General features: G+C 63.8%; 12 protein-coding genes. 9 read left to right on the top strand and 3 right to left on the bottom strand.

All coding sequences use genetic code 11. From position 1 onward, the window contains the following. Positions 1-24: 24 nt before the first annotated feature. The gene (locus VLU25_04830) at positions 25-864 is read right to left on the bottom strand and encodes a matrixin family metalloprotease (GenBank protein ID HSR67244.1); all 840 of its coding nucleotides are present in this window, start codon (positions 862-864) and stop codon (positions 25-27) included. Between the two features lie 369 nt (positions 865-1,233). Between VLU25_04830 and VLU25_04825 the strand changes: the two genes are divergently transcribed. Further along, a complete protein-coding gene (locus VLU25_04825; protein ID HSR67243.1) occupies positions 1,234-2,226 on the top strand; it encodes a YwiC-like family protein in 993 nt (330 codons plus the stop codon). On the opposite strand, the gene VLU25_04820 is transcribed toward VLU25_04825, so the two are convergent. Next, entirely contained in the window at positions 2,223-4,058 is a 1,836-nt protein-coding gene (locus VLU25_04820) for a sulfatase-like hydrolase/transferase (GenBank protein HSR67242.1), read from the bottom strand. The genes VLU25_04825 and VLU25_04820 overlap by 4 nt on opposite strands. 46 nt (positions 4,059-4,104) lie before the next feature. On the opposite strand from VLU25_04820, the gene VLU25_04815 reads away from it, so the two are divergent. From VLU25_04815 to VLU25_04785, 7 genes are all read left to right on the top strand, one after another. Further along, complete coding sequence (locus VLU25_04815) at positions 4,105-4,953, top strand: P-loop NTPase (protein HSR67241.1); 849 nt, start codon at positions 4,105-4,107, stop codon at positions 4,951-4,953. 719 nt (positions 4,954-5,672) lie between these two features. Continuing rightward, entirely contained in the window at positions 5,673-7,721 is a 2,049-nt protein-coding gene (locus VLU25_04810; protein HSR67240.1) for a glycoside hydrolase family 97 protein, read from the top strand. A gap of 553 nt (positions 7,722-8,274) precedes the next feature. After that, positions 8,275-8,604, top strand: coding sequence for a metalloregulator ArsR/SmtB family transcription factor (locus VLU25_04805; protein HSR67239.1), 330 nt, complete (start codon positions 8,275-8,277; stop codon positions 8,602-8,604). Beyond that, positions 8,597-9,082: an SRPBCC domain-containing protein gene (locus tag VLU25_04800; GenBank protein ID HSR67238.1), complete on the top strand. Its 486-nt coding sequence runs from the start codon at positions 8,597-8,599 to the stop codon at positions 9,080-9,082. The genes VLU25_04805 and VLU25_04800 overlap by 8 nt, the downstream gene beginning before the upstream one ends. 47 nt (positions 9,083-9,129) lie before the next feature. Further along, positions 9,130-9,702, top strand: coding sequence for an SRPBCC domain-containing protein (locus VLU25_04795; protein HSR67237.1), 573 nt, complete (start codon positions 9,130-9,132; stop codon positions 9,700-9,702). 63 nt (positions 9,703-9,765) lie between these two features. Next, the gene (locus VLU25_04790; protein ID HSR67236.1) at positions 9,766-11,109 is read left to right on the top strand and encodes a M23 family metallopeptidase; all 1,344 of its coding nucleotides are present in this window, start codon (positions 9,766-9,768) and stop codon (positions 11,107-11,109) included. 58 nt (positions 11,110-11,167) lie between these two features. Further along, complete coding sequence (locus VLU25_04785) at positions 11,168-12,772, top strand: ABC transporter substrate-binding protein (GenBank protein ID HSR67235.1); 1,605 nt, start codon at positions 11,168-11,170, stop codon at positions 12,770-12,772. On the opposite strand, the gene VLU25_04780 is transcribed toward VLU25_04785, so the two are convergent. Beyond that, positions 12,735-13,256, bottom strand: a complete 522-nt coding sequence (locus VLU25_04780; GenBank protein ID HSR67234.1) for a hypothetical protein — start codon at positions 13,254-13,256, stop codon at positions 12,735-12,737. The genes VLU25_04785 and VLU25_04780 overlap by 38 nt on opposite strands. A 117-nt stretch (positions 13,257-13,373) precedes the next feature. Here VLU25_04780 and VLU25_04775 point away from each other — a divergent pair. Continuing rightward, positions 13,374-14,966 (top strand): ABC transporter permease (locus VLU25_04775; GenBank protein ID HSR67233.1); only part of this gene is annotated, 1,593 nt, incomplete at its 3' end.

Here is a 14,966-nt window from a genome sequence, read left to right as displayed (position 1 = left end):
CTGCTCAAGCGCTTGCCGGCGCGCTTATTGGTAGAGGGAAACCATTCCGCCCACGTCGCCCGTGTTGAGGGTGCGCTTCTTGGTTTCGCCTTCGCTGGCGAACGCGAACATGGTCTCCTCGGTGCAGTTGCTGCCGGGATGGCCCAGGCCGGCTGCATGGCCGTACTCATGCTGGGCGATGTTGCGGAAGTCCATGATCGTGTCGTCGCAGACCGAGGGATCGCATCCGACCTCGTCGGTCGGTCCGGCATCGCCCCATAGCCAATCGCCGTCATCGTCGAAAACCGTGTCCCATTCCACCAACTCGCGTCCGGAAGGGGGACCCGAGAAGATGCCCCAGGTGATGGTCACGGCGATGGTGCCGCTGCTCGAAATGGGAGCGAAGAGGACTTCGTTGAGTCCGTCGGGACTGACCTCGTCGGCCCCGTCCACGGGGCCGCTTTCTTGACTGCCGAAGACCAGGAAATCAGCCGCGCTGTTCCAGGCCTGCAGGGCCAGAGCGGTTTGGTTGACGATGTCCTGGGAGGACAGGTTGGCGTTGTTGACGATGCTGGTATCGATGCGCCAGGGTTCGGTGGTGATCCAAGCCGCACCTTTGGCCAGCTCGGTGAAGCAGCCGCCGCCGCCTCCGCCGCCGCCCATGCCCTGGCCCATTCCATTGGCCTGAAAACCGGGGCCCTTGCGAACGAAGGCGAGACCTTCAACCAGGCGTCCGTCGACGTCGCGGCCCACGCCCAGGTAGTAGATTCCGGGTGCGATTTGCTGTGCGTGGGAAGGCAGATCGAAGGGGCGTCCCTGGGCCAGTACGACAGAGGTGGCCATCAGAGCCGCAAGTACAAAAAGAGCTACGATAAGCTTGCGCATGCTCATCTCCTCACTTGAAGCGTCCGGATGCCTGGAGGCTTCCCCAGGCCCGCATAGGAGTCGTTCATCCGGACTCATGAAATGGTGAAAACAATGGCCCCATTGTGCCACATTTCTACAGAGAATGCACAAGTTTCTGTATAGAGATAAGTAATTGATGCAAAGCGAGAGGCTCCGGCATCAACCTCAACGGGGCTGGCGACCGGGAGTATAGGGTGCTCCGGCGGCCTTGAGAGCCTCGCTTAGAGCATCTTCCATGGCAGGATCCTGGACCGCCCAAGCCCCGGCCGTTGAGATGGAAACCATCGCAGTAAGGGCGACCAATCCGATTCGTGTCGCTCGCATGTCCTGCCCCCTCTGCTGATTGCCGTGTCGAGATCAAAGCATGTTGGAGAAGGTCATCCTAACGAGTCTCCCGCAAGGGGGCAAGCCCATCGGCCGACCGAGAACGGATGCGCGCTGGAGGCGGCGAAGAATGTATTATTTTCCTGCATCGACTCGAGTTCATCAGCAGTCCGGATACATGAGGCAGGGAGCGAGAGAGTGGTACAGGCGAGCAGGGCCCGCATTTCACGAAGGCGAATTCCCATCCCCAGGGAACATGGGGCTTGGGCAGTGTTTTACGGCAGCGCTCTCATCCCCCTTTTGGCGGCTTGCAGCCTGGGACTCAAGGAAGTGCTCTTCCTGTCGGCCGCCAGCGGATTCTTCCTGGCTCACCAACCGCTCTCGCGGCTGCTGCGGGTCCGCAAGGGGACGCCCGGCGCGGGCCATGCGGCCTGGTGGCGTCTTTGGCTTCTCATCTATCTTGCAGTGGGACTGGCCTGCGGACTGGCGCTGCTGACCCGCTACGGGCTCTGGGAACTGTGCCTGATCGGCGGACTGGCGGCACTGTTTTTCGGCCTCCATTTGCTGCAAGTGCGGGGCAAGAAAGAGCGTCAGGTGGCGGGAGAGGTCATCGGCATCGTGGGACTCACGGCCACCGCTCCCGCTGCCCAGGTGGTCGCGCAGAGCCGCCTGGACGAGTCCGCCGCTCTCATCTGGAGCCTCTGTTTCCTCTACTTCGCCAGCTCCATCTTCTACGTCAAGATGCGGGTCAGCCGCTTCGTCAAGAAGGAGGACCCGCGCCGCCGCACCCTCCACAACATCCTCTATCACGCTGGGCTGGTGGTGGTGGTTGGCGCCCTGTGGACCGGAGGGCTTATCGGCCGCCTCATCGCCTTGGCCTACTTGCCCATCGTGTCGCGGGCTTTCTGGTACCTGCGCGAACCGTCCGCCCGCCTCAACCTCCAGGTCATCGGCTACAGCGAGATCGCCTTCACCCTCTGGTTCGTGATCTTCACCACTGTGGGTTGGGCGTCCTAACGTCCCGGCGGCTGGGGGAGGGAGGACTGCAGGCGCTCGGCCTCTTCATTGCGCCCGGCCCGTTTCAAGGACTCGATTAACGCCTGCCGCGCATCGAGGGCTCCGGGATTGATGTGCATGGCGCGGCGCAGCATTGAAATCGACTCCTCGATTTCTCCCTTTTGCTGCAAGAGGATCCCCAGCGTGACCAGGCCCCGGTAGTCGGCCGAGCCCTCCCCGATGATGCGGCGTAAGTTGGCTTCGGCTTCCCCGCCGTGACCGGCCTGGAACTGGGAGAGAGCCAGGTAAAGCCTCAACTCGGGGGAACGGGAGTCGAGTTCGAGTCCGCGGGCGAAGGCGGCCTGAGCTTCGTCGAAACGCTCCAGGCGATAGAGGTTGCGTCCCAGCAGCTTCCACAGATGGGCGCTTTGCGGTTCCTGCTCCAGGAATCCCTGCAGCTTTTCGACAGCCTCTTGCGAGGTCAGCCCCAAGGAGGAGTCCTTGCCGCTGACCGCCAAATAAAGGTCGAGACGGTCCTTGGGGTCGGCGCCGGCGAAGAGTCCCTGCGAGGGACGGGGCTTGGCTAAGGAGCCGTAGCCCAGTGCACGCAGCCTCTCTTCAACTTGCGGATCGATCTCTGCCGGCTGAGAAGGCGCCATTTCAAAGCGGCCCACATACTCGTCGAGCTTCTGCGACAGCGAGTTGGCCAGGGTGGAGCGCTGCTCCGCCAGGTTACGCCGCTCGCCCGGGTCTTCCTGCAAGTCGTAGAGTTCAGGACGGGGAGCACGGATGTACTTGTAATGCTTCCAGCGCAGGGAGGCCAGCGCGCTCCAACCGAAGTTCTGATAGGGGTAGAGGGTTTCGGCGTAAGCTTCTTCCACCCTGCGCCGCGACAAGAGGTCGGTTCCCTGCCATTCCCGCGGCGGACGCAAGCCTGCTTGGCGCAGGACGGTGGGCGCCACGTCCAGCAGCCGCGCCAGCCCGGAGACGCGCCGCCCCGCAGATGCCACCTCCCCTCCACTCTGGGGCAGCTTGACGATCAGGGGGATGTGCTGGGTGGACTGGTAGATGAAAAAACCGTGGGTCAGTTCGCCGTGCTCGCCCCGCGATTCGCCATGATCGGAGGTGTAGATGATGAGGCTGTCCCGGTAGAGCCCCTTCTCGTCCAGCAAATCGAGCAGGCGTCCGATGTGACGGTCGGCGTATTCCACCTCCTCGGGGTAAGGGCGTCCCGTGCGCCGGCCGGTCAAAGAGGCTTCCAGGTCGTGGTCTTCGTGAGGATCGAAGAGGTGAAGCCAGAGAAAGAACGGACGCGGAGCCGTACGCAGCCAGCCCATGGCGGCCCCCACCGCGAAGGCCGCCCTGCGCTCCAAGGGCTCGGGACCGGCCTCCAGGTTGGTGCTGAAGTCGTTGTCGAAGTGTTGAAAGCCCCGCTCGATGCCGGTTTCGGGATTGAGCACGAAGGCGCTCACGAAAGCCGCCGTGGCGTAGCCGTTTTCCCGCAGCACCTGCGCCAGCGATTGGGCCTGGCTGTTCAGGTCCCATCCGCGGTTGTTGCGTACCCCGTGGACGAAGGGCTCCTGCGAAAGCATCAGGGTGAGGTGGGAGGGCAAGGTCAGCGGGGCCGGCGACAGCGCTTGTTCGAACACCATCCCGTCGCGCGCCAGGCGGTCTGCGGCAGGCGTCTTCAACTGGGAGCCGTAAGGCGAGAGGTGATCGGCCCGCAAGGTGTCGACGGTTATGAGCACGATGTCGGGCCTGGCCGCGGCCTTCTCGCCCTCCGGCTGACGCCAGGCAACGGTTAACATCCATGCCAGGACGGCCAGAGCCGCCAACAGGATCTTAGCTCTCATGACTCTATGGATACTAACACCGCTTCCCACCAGTATACTGGCCACCATGAAGACCTACAGGGACCTGGAAGGCGACGGCGGTTCGAATGTCCTGCGGCAGGTGGTGGAGCTGAAGGAGAAGATCGCCTCAAAGCTTGAGCCCATCGAGATGGCGCTGGCGGTGGGATCGGGCAAAGGCGGCGTGGGCAAATCGACCTTGACCATGTTGCTGGCCCAAGCCCTCAACACCCGGGGACGCTGCGTGGCCGTGCTGGATGCCGATCTCAACGGACCTTCCCAGGCCCGTCTGGGCGGACTCAAGACCAGCGTCCCTGTCCCCGGGCGGCGAGGACTGGTCGTCCCCAGGACGAGGGACGGCGTGGGAGTGGTCTCTTTCGGCACCATGGTGCCCGAGTCGGAGGCCGTCGACTTCCCCTCCATCGCCCAGGGCGACAGCCACACCTGGCGGGCCACCAAGGAGTTCGCCACCCTGGCCGATTTCCTGGCCGGGACCGACTGGGAGCCCTTCGACACCTTGCTTTTCGACCTTCCTCCAGGAGCCGAGAGGACCTTCCAGTACGCCGAATTCCTGGGGCCGCAGACGCAGTTCGTGCTGGTAACGCTGCCTTCCGACCTTTCCAGGGGAGTCGTCCGCCGCTCGCTGGCGGCCCTGCGCAAGACTCCTAATCCGCTGCTCGGGTACATCCAAAACATGAGCGGCTACTACTGCGCATGCTGCGGCCAGGTGCGTCCGCTCTTTCCCGAGTCGTCCGAAGTGGAGATCGATCTGGCTCATCTTGGCAGCGTACCTTTTGATCCGGAGCTGGCCCGCCTTTGCGACCAAGGGCTCAGCCCCAGGGACCAAGTGGACTCTCCCGCCTGGCAGTCCATCCTCAAGATAGCGAAAGAACTCTAGGGCCACTAGGTGGCCAGCAAGTTCACACACGAATCAAGTTTCAGCGACCGCGCTGAAGGGCTAATTGCTCTCGGCGGTATGAGGCTGCTCGCTACTGCATTGCCTCAGAAGTTTTGAGCCACTCCGTCTCGTTATCCCACGCTTTCAGCGTTCAGACCTTTGCCGTCTGAAACCCAGGGTGGCGCCGCCGTCTCGCTAACGCTCGCCGCGGCTGACCCTGGGCTGACGAATCGCTCGCCTTCAGCGAGCCCGGACTTGACTGCTAACACAGTCGCTGGACTGGCGAATCTGTCCCTGTCAGGGACAAGAACGGAGGGCCCTGGCTCAGAAGAGCGGGAGAAGTCTGGGTGGACCACCACCCTCCAGAGAGCGACCTGCTCAAGGGAGCGATGGGACACACCGCTGGTGGGAGGCGCATCCTTGCGGCGATGGGCACAGTGATGCTTAAAGGCTGGATGCCGGTCGCGATCTAAACCCGCAGCAGAAAGTCCGGTGGCTTCAGGGATGCCTTGCCGCCAGTCTCCTCCTTGCAACCAGCCAGGCGGCTTGGTACAGGCCGGGTGGGAGGCGCGTCCCCGCGGCGATGGGCACCGATCGCCAATCGGGCGCCCAGCCCCAAGCCCCGCTCTAAAGGGCGCAGCAAGCAGCTTGCCGCCAAAGCCTCCTTCTGGCATGCTAAGTACCTGTGATACAGTAACTTATAAGGACAGACTAAGATCATGAAGAAGACCTTGAGATGGATCGTGTTGGGGGCAATCCCGACCGCGGTTGCGGGTTGCTCACAGACTCCGGCAACGCTGCAGGTGGCTTCACCGGACGGCAGCATCGAAGTTTCTTTCGAACTGGCCGAAGGCACCCCCTTCTACCGCATCGACCGCGGCGGTCAGGCCGTTCTCGAGAATTCCCGGCTGGGTTTCGCCTTCCGCGACCAGGAACCGCTGGACGGCGGATTGGAAGTCCTCTCCTACGGGGAGACCAACTACGACAACACTTGGGAGCAGGTGTGGGGCGAGAAACACCAGATCCGCAATCATTACAACGAGTTGCGCGTGGCCCTCAGGGAATCGGCCGCTCCCCGGCGGCGCCTCGATGTGGTCTTCCGGGCCTACGACGACGGCGTAGGCTTCCGCTATGAATTTCCCGAGCAGGATGCTCTGGCCGACTTCGTCATCACCGACGAACTGACCGAGTTCCGCTTCGCCGGCGATCATGCCGCCTGGTGGATTCCCGCTTACCAGGACAACCGCTACGAATACCTCTACCAGCGCAATCCCATCAGCGAGCTGGACGTGGTGCATACGCCGGTCACCTTCGAGACCTCGGACGGGCTGGTGCTCAGCCTGCACGAAGCGGCCCTGACCGATTACGCCAGCATGACCGCCCGCCATACCGAGGGCACCACGCTCAAGTGCGACCTGGTGCCCTGGCCCGACGGAGCCAAGGTTCTGGGATCAGCCCCCATGAAGACGCCCTGGCGCACCTTGCAGATCGGCGAGTCGGCCAGCGACCTGCTGGAAAGCTACCTCATCCTCAACCTCAACGAGCCCAACAAGCTGGAGGACACGTCCTGGATCAAGCCCGGCAAATACGTCGGCATCTGGTGGGGCATGCACCTGGGCACCATGAGCTGGGAATCCGGCCCCAAGCACGGAGCCACCACCGAGCGCACCAAGCAGTACATCGACTTCGCGGCCGAGCACGGATTCGACGGAGTCCTGGTGGAAGGCTGGAACGTCGGATGGGACGGCGACTGGATGCAGAACAGCGAGCTGTTCCGCTTCACCGAGCCCTACCCCGACTTCGACCTGCGCGCCGTCACCGACTACGCCCGCGAGAAGGGCGTGGTGCTGATCGGCCACCACGAAACCTCGGCCGGCATCAGCAACTACGAATCCCAGATCGACGCCGCTTTCGACCTCTACCAAGAACTGGGCGTCACCATGATCAAGACCGGCTACGTGGGCACCCGCACCGAAGGGGGAGAGCACTGGCACCACGGGCAGTTCATGGTGCGCCACTACCGCATGGTGGTGGAAAAGGCCGCCGAACACGGCATCATGCTGGACGTCCACGAACCCATCAAGCCTACCGGCATCCGCCGCACCTATCCCAACATGATGACCCGAGAGGGCGCCCGCGGACAGGAGTACAACGCCTGGAGCGTCGAAGGCGGCAACCCGCCCGACCACACCACCATCCTGCCCTTCACGCGCATGCTTGCGGGCCCCTTCGACTACACGCCGGGCGTGTTGGACCTGACCTTCGAAGACATCAATCCCAATGCCCGCGTCAAGAACACGCTGGCCAAGGAACTGGCCCTTTATGTGGTCATCTACTCGCCGCTGCACATGGCCGCCGACCTGATCGAGAACTATCAGGACCAGCCGGCCTTCAAGTTCATCAAGGACGTTCCCACCGACTGGGAAGACACCCGGGCCCTGCACGCCAAGATCGGCGACCACGTGGGCATCGCCCGCAAGGACCGCAACAGCGACGACTGGTACGTGGGCAGCATCACCGACGAAGAGGCCCGCACGTTCGAGGTCCCCCTCGACTTTCTCGACCCCGGCCGCAAGTACGTGGCCGAGATCTACGCCGACGGCGAAGGCGCCAACTGGGAGTCCGCCCCTTACGCCATCAACATCACCCAGGTCCTGGTCGACTCCTCCACCACCTACACCCTCAACCTGGCCCCCGGCGGCGGCGCCGCCCTCCGCCTCCGCCCCGCCAGCGAGGAAGAAACCCAGTCCGTCCCCGCCTACGAGTAGCGGGGGATTAGATTGGCAGGATGAGGCGCAGGCCCTCGGTGATCGCCGTCTGACACGTCCCAACGACAGGCGTCTCGAATCGCCATTACTCAGGTCCAAGCGGACGAATGTTGCAGCCCTGGCGCTCGACGCTGTAAACCACTCCGCTGATCTTCCATCCTTCGGACCAGAGAGAAGGAATGGACGCCGCAATGGCTGAACTAGTGCTGCCGGTCATAAGTTCTGAGCCAGGGCCGCCGTTTTTTGTCCCTGAAAGGGACAGATTCGCCAGCCCAGGGTCAGCCCCGGCGAGCGTAAGCGAGACGGCGGCGCCACCCTGGGTTTCAAACGCCAAATGTGCAAACGCTGAAAGCGTGGGATAACGCCACAGGGTGGCTCAAAACTTCTGACGCACTGAACTCGCCGTCGAGGTGGAAACTGTACTGGGCTGGGCAACCTTGTGAATCCTCATGAAAGCCAGTCTTGATTCGATGTAGGGCTTGCCTCGAGGCGAAACCTCGCGCGATTTTTTTCTTGACACCGCCCAGTCCGTTAGCCTAGACTTACGTAAGTGATGACTTACGGAAACGTGCTCCAGGCATTAGCGGACCCTACCCGGCGGGCCATTTTCGAGCGGCTGCGGCGAGGGGAGTTGGCGGTTTGCGATTTGGCAGAAGGCCTGCCGGTGAGCCGTCCGGCGGTTTCTCAGCACCTTAAGGTGCTGCGCCAAGCCGGATTGGTGAGCGAACGGCGGGAGGGCGTGCGCCGACTCTATCGCCTGGAGCGCCGCGGTCTGCTGGCTCTGCGCATCTATGTGGAAAGCTTCTGGGAGGATGTGTTGGAGTCTTTCAAGGCCGAGGCTGAAGCACAACATCGAAAAACCAAGGAGAGAGGCGATGACTGAATCAAGAGTCGAAACCGAGGTTGAGGAGAGAGGCCAACTCGGCCCCGTCCACAAGACCATCGAGGTGGACTGCCCGCGCCAAAAGGCCTTCGAGATCTTCACGGCGCGCATGGCCGATTGGTGGCCGTTATCCACTCATTCCGTCAGCCTGGATCGGGCTGCATTCTGCGGCTTCGAGCCTCGTGTGGGCGGTCAGCTCTACGAGGAGCGCGACGACGGCCGGCGCTTCCAGTGGGGGACGGTGCTGGCCTGGGACGCTCCGCGCCGCATCCAAGTGACCTGGCATCCCGGATACGAGGAAGACCGGGCCCAGAGAGTCGAAGTCCGGTTCCACGAGGACGGATCCAGGACTCGCGTGGAGTTGATTCACAGCGGGTGGGAAGTGCTGGGCGAGAGAGCCCAGGAAACCCGCCAAGGCTACGACAGCGGGTGGGACGCCGTACTCAACCTGCACTATCTTCCGGCTTGCCGGGCTTAAAACGGCCCCGCGTCGCTGAAGCTATGGAGAACTGAAGGAGAATGACAATGAAAAGAAACCTATTTGTGGCTATAGGCCTGATGGCGGTGCTGGCTGCGCCGGCCCGGGCCGGTGAACGGCGCTTGCACGCCGATTTCGCAGTGGATGCCCCGCTGGACAAGGCCTGGGAGGCTTGGACCACGGCTCAAGGCCTGCAGAGCTTTTTCGCCCCCTACGCCCGAATCGAACCGCAAGTCGGCGGCACCCTGGACATCTGGTTCTCCCCCGATGCCCCCAAGGGCCAACGGGGAGCCGAAGACCAGAGGGTGATGCAATACATCGAGAAGAGCCGCTTCGGATTCACCTGGAACGCCCCTCCCAGCATTCCCACGCTGCGCCATCAGCAGACCCTGGTGACCCTCGATTTCGAGGCCATCGACGAGGGCCGCACGCGTGTCCGCTTCTCTCACGAGGGCTGGGGGTATGGAGAGGACTGGGACAAATGCTTCGACTATTTCGACGGCGCCTGGAGAAGCTTCGTGCTGCCCCGCTTCAAACACGCCCTAGAGGTCGGTCCTATCGTAGCGGGAGAGAGTCCCGAGCTGGCTCCCATCTCGCAGTCCATCAAAGTAGAGGACTGAGGAGACCTCATCGAGAGCGATGGGCGGTTGCCCCTCGGACCTGCTTTGGCCTAGAGTCGCGGCATGCAAGCTGAGCAGGCCAAGCCCCGCCGGGCATGGGGACCGCCCATCGCAGGGGCCGTCATCGCGGTGACGGCTCTCGGACTCGACACCCTCAGTTCCATTACCCACGCCCTGCCCGTCCATTGGATTCCGGTGCTGGGCGTGTCAGCCGGTCTCATTCTGGCCTGCTGGCCTCCCGCCCTGCGCCTGCTGCTCAGGCGGGAGAGGAAACACCGCTGGCGGACGGGAGCCCTGGCCCTGCTCCCGCCGGCAGCCCTGGCCGGATACGCGCTGTGGACGCCGGCCTTGATCTGCACGGTGCCTTCGCCGCCCATGGCTTTCCTCAGCGGCGGACTGCGGCATCTGGCCTATGAGATCCGCATCAGGCACTACGGATTTCGCGACCTCCATTTGACCGAGGCCCGGGTGCTGGGCGAGGACGGCTCCCTGCTCAGAACCTTCGACGCCGACTGGCTGGTCAACGGACCCTTCCGCGGCGAGGAGGGCCGGCAGCAGTCCATCACCCTGCCCGCGGGACGCGACGCCACCCTCTTCTTGTGGCTGGCCCTCAGGCAAGACGAGCCTCTTCCCGACCGGCTGGGCCACGTCCTGGTCTTAGCCGCTTCAGGGCAGGACGAAGCGATGCCGGCCCTGGGTCCCTCGACCTACCGCCGACGACGCCCTCGCTTGCCCGTCATTCAATCCCCCCTAAGCGGAGGGCCTTGGCTGGCCAGGGCCGGACCCTCGAACTGGTCGCGCCATCGACGGGCCCGCGTGCTGGGGCACATCTCCCAGCGCTTCGCCATCGACTGGGTGCGCATCGACCGGGAGGGGAGCCTCTTGCGCCAGCCCACCGCGGACGGCCAGGACGCCGCCAACACCGACTACCTGTCCTACGCGGCCCAAGTGCGCTCGGCCTTCTCGGGCGTGGTGGCCGAGGTCCGCGACGGTTGGCCCGACAATCCTCCCGGCAAGCTCTTGCAGCCCTCCAACCTGTCCAATTTCGCCGGCAACTATGTGGCGGTACGTCACGACCTGGGATTCTGCGCCTTTTACGGTCACCTCAAGCAGGATTCGGTGGCCGTGCGGGCGGGCGAGAAGATCTTCGCCGGCCGTCTGCTGGGGCAGATCGGAAACAGCGGCAATTCCGACGATCCCCACCTCCATTTTCAAGTGGCCGACGACTGCGACCCGCTCATCTCGGAAGGACTGCCCTACCACTTTGAAGGCTATCTCAGTCACGGCTATCTGCCCTGGGAACGGGAGGGCGGCTTCAGCCTGCCTGCGGGTCAGGCCGTCGAGTACGGACTGCCGCTTCACAATGAAATCGTCACCTTTCCGCCTCGCGAGGACGCCGTCCGATGAAGGCGGAGCCGGGCCGCTGGACTGTTATACTTGGCCTCGAGCCGGGGCTCCGCTAAACATGAAGACACCATCCTCCACTTCTCTCAGCCGTTTCACATATTGGCTCCTGCCGGCCTGTCTATTGGTGGCGGCGGGGCTGGCCGCCGCGGCGGCCAGCGACGATCTGACCCCGCAGGAGCAACGCGGCAAGCAAATCTACCTGACGGGCGCCAGTCCCTCCAGCCAGCCCGTGGTGGCCCTGATGGGCGAGGAAAAGACCGAGGTTCCCGCCACCCTGCTGCCCTGCGTGAATTGCCACGGCTCCGACGGACGCGGACGCCCGGAAGGCGGCGTCATCCCCTCCAACGTGAGATGGGAGACGCTGACCAAACCCTACGGCGTCCGCCACGAGACGGGACGCAGCCATCCGCCCTACACGCTGGAAACCCTGACCGCGTCCATCACCGAGGGCGTCGACCCCGCCGGCAATGCCCTCAACACCGCCATGCCCCGCTACCGCATGTCGGACGACGACCTGCAGGCCCTGGTGGCCTACCTGCAGAAGCTGGGGCAGGAACGCGATCCGGGCGTCGACGAGGAGAGCCTGAGACTGGGTCTGCTGCTGCCTCCGGGATCGCTGATGGTGGCCGAATCGATGCGCCGCCTGCTGCAGGCCTACTTTGAGGACGTCAACCAGAACGGCGGCATTTACGGACGCAAGCTGGAGCTGCAGACCTACTACCTGCCTGCCGATCCTGCGCAGGCCGAGTCGGCCGTCATCGAGTTCATCGACGAGAAGGACATCTTTGCACTGGTCTCGCCTTTCCTGGCTGACCGCGAGGAAGCCCTTGTCAAGCTGGCTGACCGCAGGGGGCTGCCCATGGTAGGGCCCATCACGCTGCGTCCTCAACTCGACTTTCCTCTCAACCGCAAAGTCTTTTACCTGCTCTCGGGACTGGCCACCCAGAGCCGGGTCCTCATCGGATTCGCCGCTCAGCAGTCGGGCCTGAGCCAAGTCCGCCTGGCTGTGGTGGCACCCCTCAGAGAGGACCTGAAAGAGGCCGTCGATGCCGCCAAAGAAGAGGCCTTTCGGCAGGACTGGCCCGAAGTGGTGGAGATCCGCTACGCGGCGGGAGAACTGAAGCCGGCCCAGGCGGTCAAAAAGCTGCGCCAGGGGCAGATCGATGCCGTGCTGTTCCTGGGCCGCGACGCCGATGCCTCGGCCTGGCTGGAGGCCGCAGAAGCCGCCGAGTACCGTCCTTACTTGCTCTCGCCGGCTTCCTTGGCGGGTGCGGCGCTCTTTCAGGCGCCCCAGGCCTTCGCAGGAAAGATCTTCAGCAGCGCCGCCACCCTTCCGGCCGATTTCGAACGCAGCGCGGTGGGGGAGTTCCTGGGCCTGGCCCAAGAGGCCGACCTGTCCCGGCAAGGACGCCCCCAACAGATCCTCACCCTCGCCTCGGCCAAGATTCTGTTGGAGGGACTGCGCCAGTCCGGACGCGACGTGAGCCGTGAAAAATTGGTGGACAGACTGGAAGGCCTCTACCGCTTCGAGACCGGACTGACGCCGCCGGTCACCTACAACCCCAACCGGCGCATCGGAGCCAAAGGCGCCTACGTTCTGCTGGTCGACCTGGAAAAGAAGGACTTCACTCCTCAGGGCCCTTTCCGGGAGTGGTCCGAGTAGCGGGACGGCGGCGCTCGAGAAAGGGCCTCCAACCAGCCCGGAAGAGGGCCCAAACGATGACGCACATCAAAGCCACGCCCAACCACATCGAAAGCTTGGGCTCGGCCGGCTCCAAGCCAGGCGGAATGAGGCGGGGACGGTAGCCCGAAGCATTGCCCAAAAGGACCAGCCCACGCAGCCCCGAAGTCAGCGTCAGCAACATGACCAGCTTCTCGCGCACCTGATAGCCCACGCGCCAGGCGAATTCCGGCCTGATTCCCATGAAGGCCAACAGGGCCGCCACCAGACGATTCCCCCAAGCCACCATGGCCGCGAAGATCAAGAAGACAGGAATGGCCACGATCAGCGCCGCCACATCGTCGCGCCGCTCAGGCCGGGCCAAGCCCGGATCGATCAAGCTCAACAAGAGCACGGCCAGCCCCAGGGCCCCATAAGTCATGGCTGCCTGTACATATCGCTGCTCCTCTCGGGGGTCGGCCTTCATAGGCTTCCATTGTAGTGGCGAGTCCGGATATGGAAAACTTCTGCTCGCCGTTGTTGGCATGGAAGTTGCAAAACTTAAACTTGATTTGAAATTGTTCGCTGAGACCTGGAGCCGACCATGAAAGACTTTTGGATGGACCTTCGATTCGCCGTGCGTCTCTTGGCCAAGAATCCCGCTTTCACGCTTGTGGCGCTGCTGGCGCTGGCCTTCGGGATCGGAGCCAACACCGCCATCTTCAGCGTGGTGGACGGCGTGCTGTTGAAACCGCTTCCTTTCCCTGACTCGCAGCATCTTTACCGGGTTTGGGAATTGGAGTCCCAGGAGCGGGCACAGGTCCTATCCAGCTATCGCGACTTCCAGCACCTGAAAGAGCAGAGCCGCTCCTGGGAGCCCCTGGCGGCCTATCAATTCGACAATTTCAACCTGACGGGCGGACAGCAGCCCGAGCAATTGCGGGCCGCAAAGGTGAGCGCCGACCTCTTTCGCCTCCTGGGCGTGCCGCCGCTTGAGGGCCGCCGCATAGACGCCCGCGACCAGGCAGGACGCGGCAGCCAGGTCACCATCCTCAGCCATTCCCTGTGGCTGCGCCAGTACGGCGCGCGGCCCATGGTGGGAAACACCATCGAACTCGACGGAAAGGCCTACGAAGTGGTGGGCGTGATGCCGGCCGGATTCTCCTTTCCCTACGAGACTCCATGGGACCTCTTCATTCCGCTGGGGACTCCCGACGATTCTCAGAATGGGCAGCGCAACCTCTTCCTGCTGGGACGGCTGGCTGCGGGCGTGCCGGTCTCCCAGGCTGAGGAGGAGATGCGGGGGCTGGCCGCGCGGCTGGCCCAGACCCGTCCACAGAACGAACAAGACGTCGGCATCGGACTGGTTTCGATGCATGAACACATCGTGGGCGACCTGAGCTTGACGCTGTGGTTGTTGATGGCGGCCGTGGGACTGGTCCTGCTCATCGCCTGCACCAATATCGCCACCTTGTTGATGGCGCGTTCGCGTGAGAGAGAAAAGGAAATCGGCGTCCGCCTGGCCATCGGGGCGGGACGCGCCCGCATCATCCGCCAGATGCTGACCGAGTCGGTGCTGCTGGCGGTGCTGGGAGGAGCCTTGGGCGTCACCGTGGCCTTCTGGGCCACGGACGCGCTGCTTTCCTTGGCCCCCGCCACCCTGCCCCGCCTCAGCGAGGTGACCATCGACCCCGGCGTGCTGCTCTTCAGCTTGGCCGTGACCCTGGCCACCGGCCTCGTCTTCGGGCTGCTCCCCGCCTTGCAGGGCAGCCGCGCCGATCTCAACGACGCTCTCTCCAGCGCCTCCAGGGGAGCCGCCGACAAGCGCGGCAACCGCCGCTGGCGCAATGCCCTGGTGGCCGCACAGGTGGCCTTGGCCATGGTGCTGCTGACGGGCGCGGGACTGGTGCTGCGCAGCCTGAACCAGCTCAACGAGGTCGAGCCCGGATTCCGCACCGACATCCTGGCGCTGGGCCTGGTCTTGCCTCCCAACGAGTACCAGAGCGCCCAGAAGGTGAATTACTTCGAGCAAGCGCTGAAAAACTTGGACGCACTCCCCGGAGTGGCATCGGTGGCCGCCGCCAACTTCCCTCCCACCCGCGGGCAGGGAATCGGGGTCAGCGTCCTGCGCCCGGGACAGTCCGAGGAGGAAGAGGGCCAGACGTTGTCTCAGAGGGTGGTGACCGAGGACTACTTC

Source organism: Acidobacteriota bacterium (genome assembly GCA_035471785.1).
Classification (GTDB): domain Bacteria; phylum Acidobacteriota; class UBA6911; order RPQK01; family DATIPO01; genus JANQFM01.
This window is presented reverse-complemented; position numbering and strand designations above follow the sequence as displayed.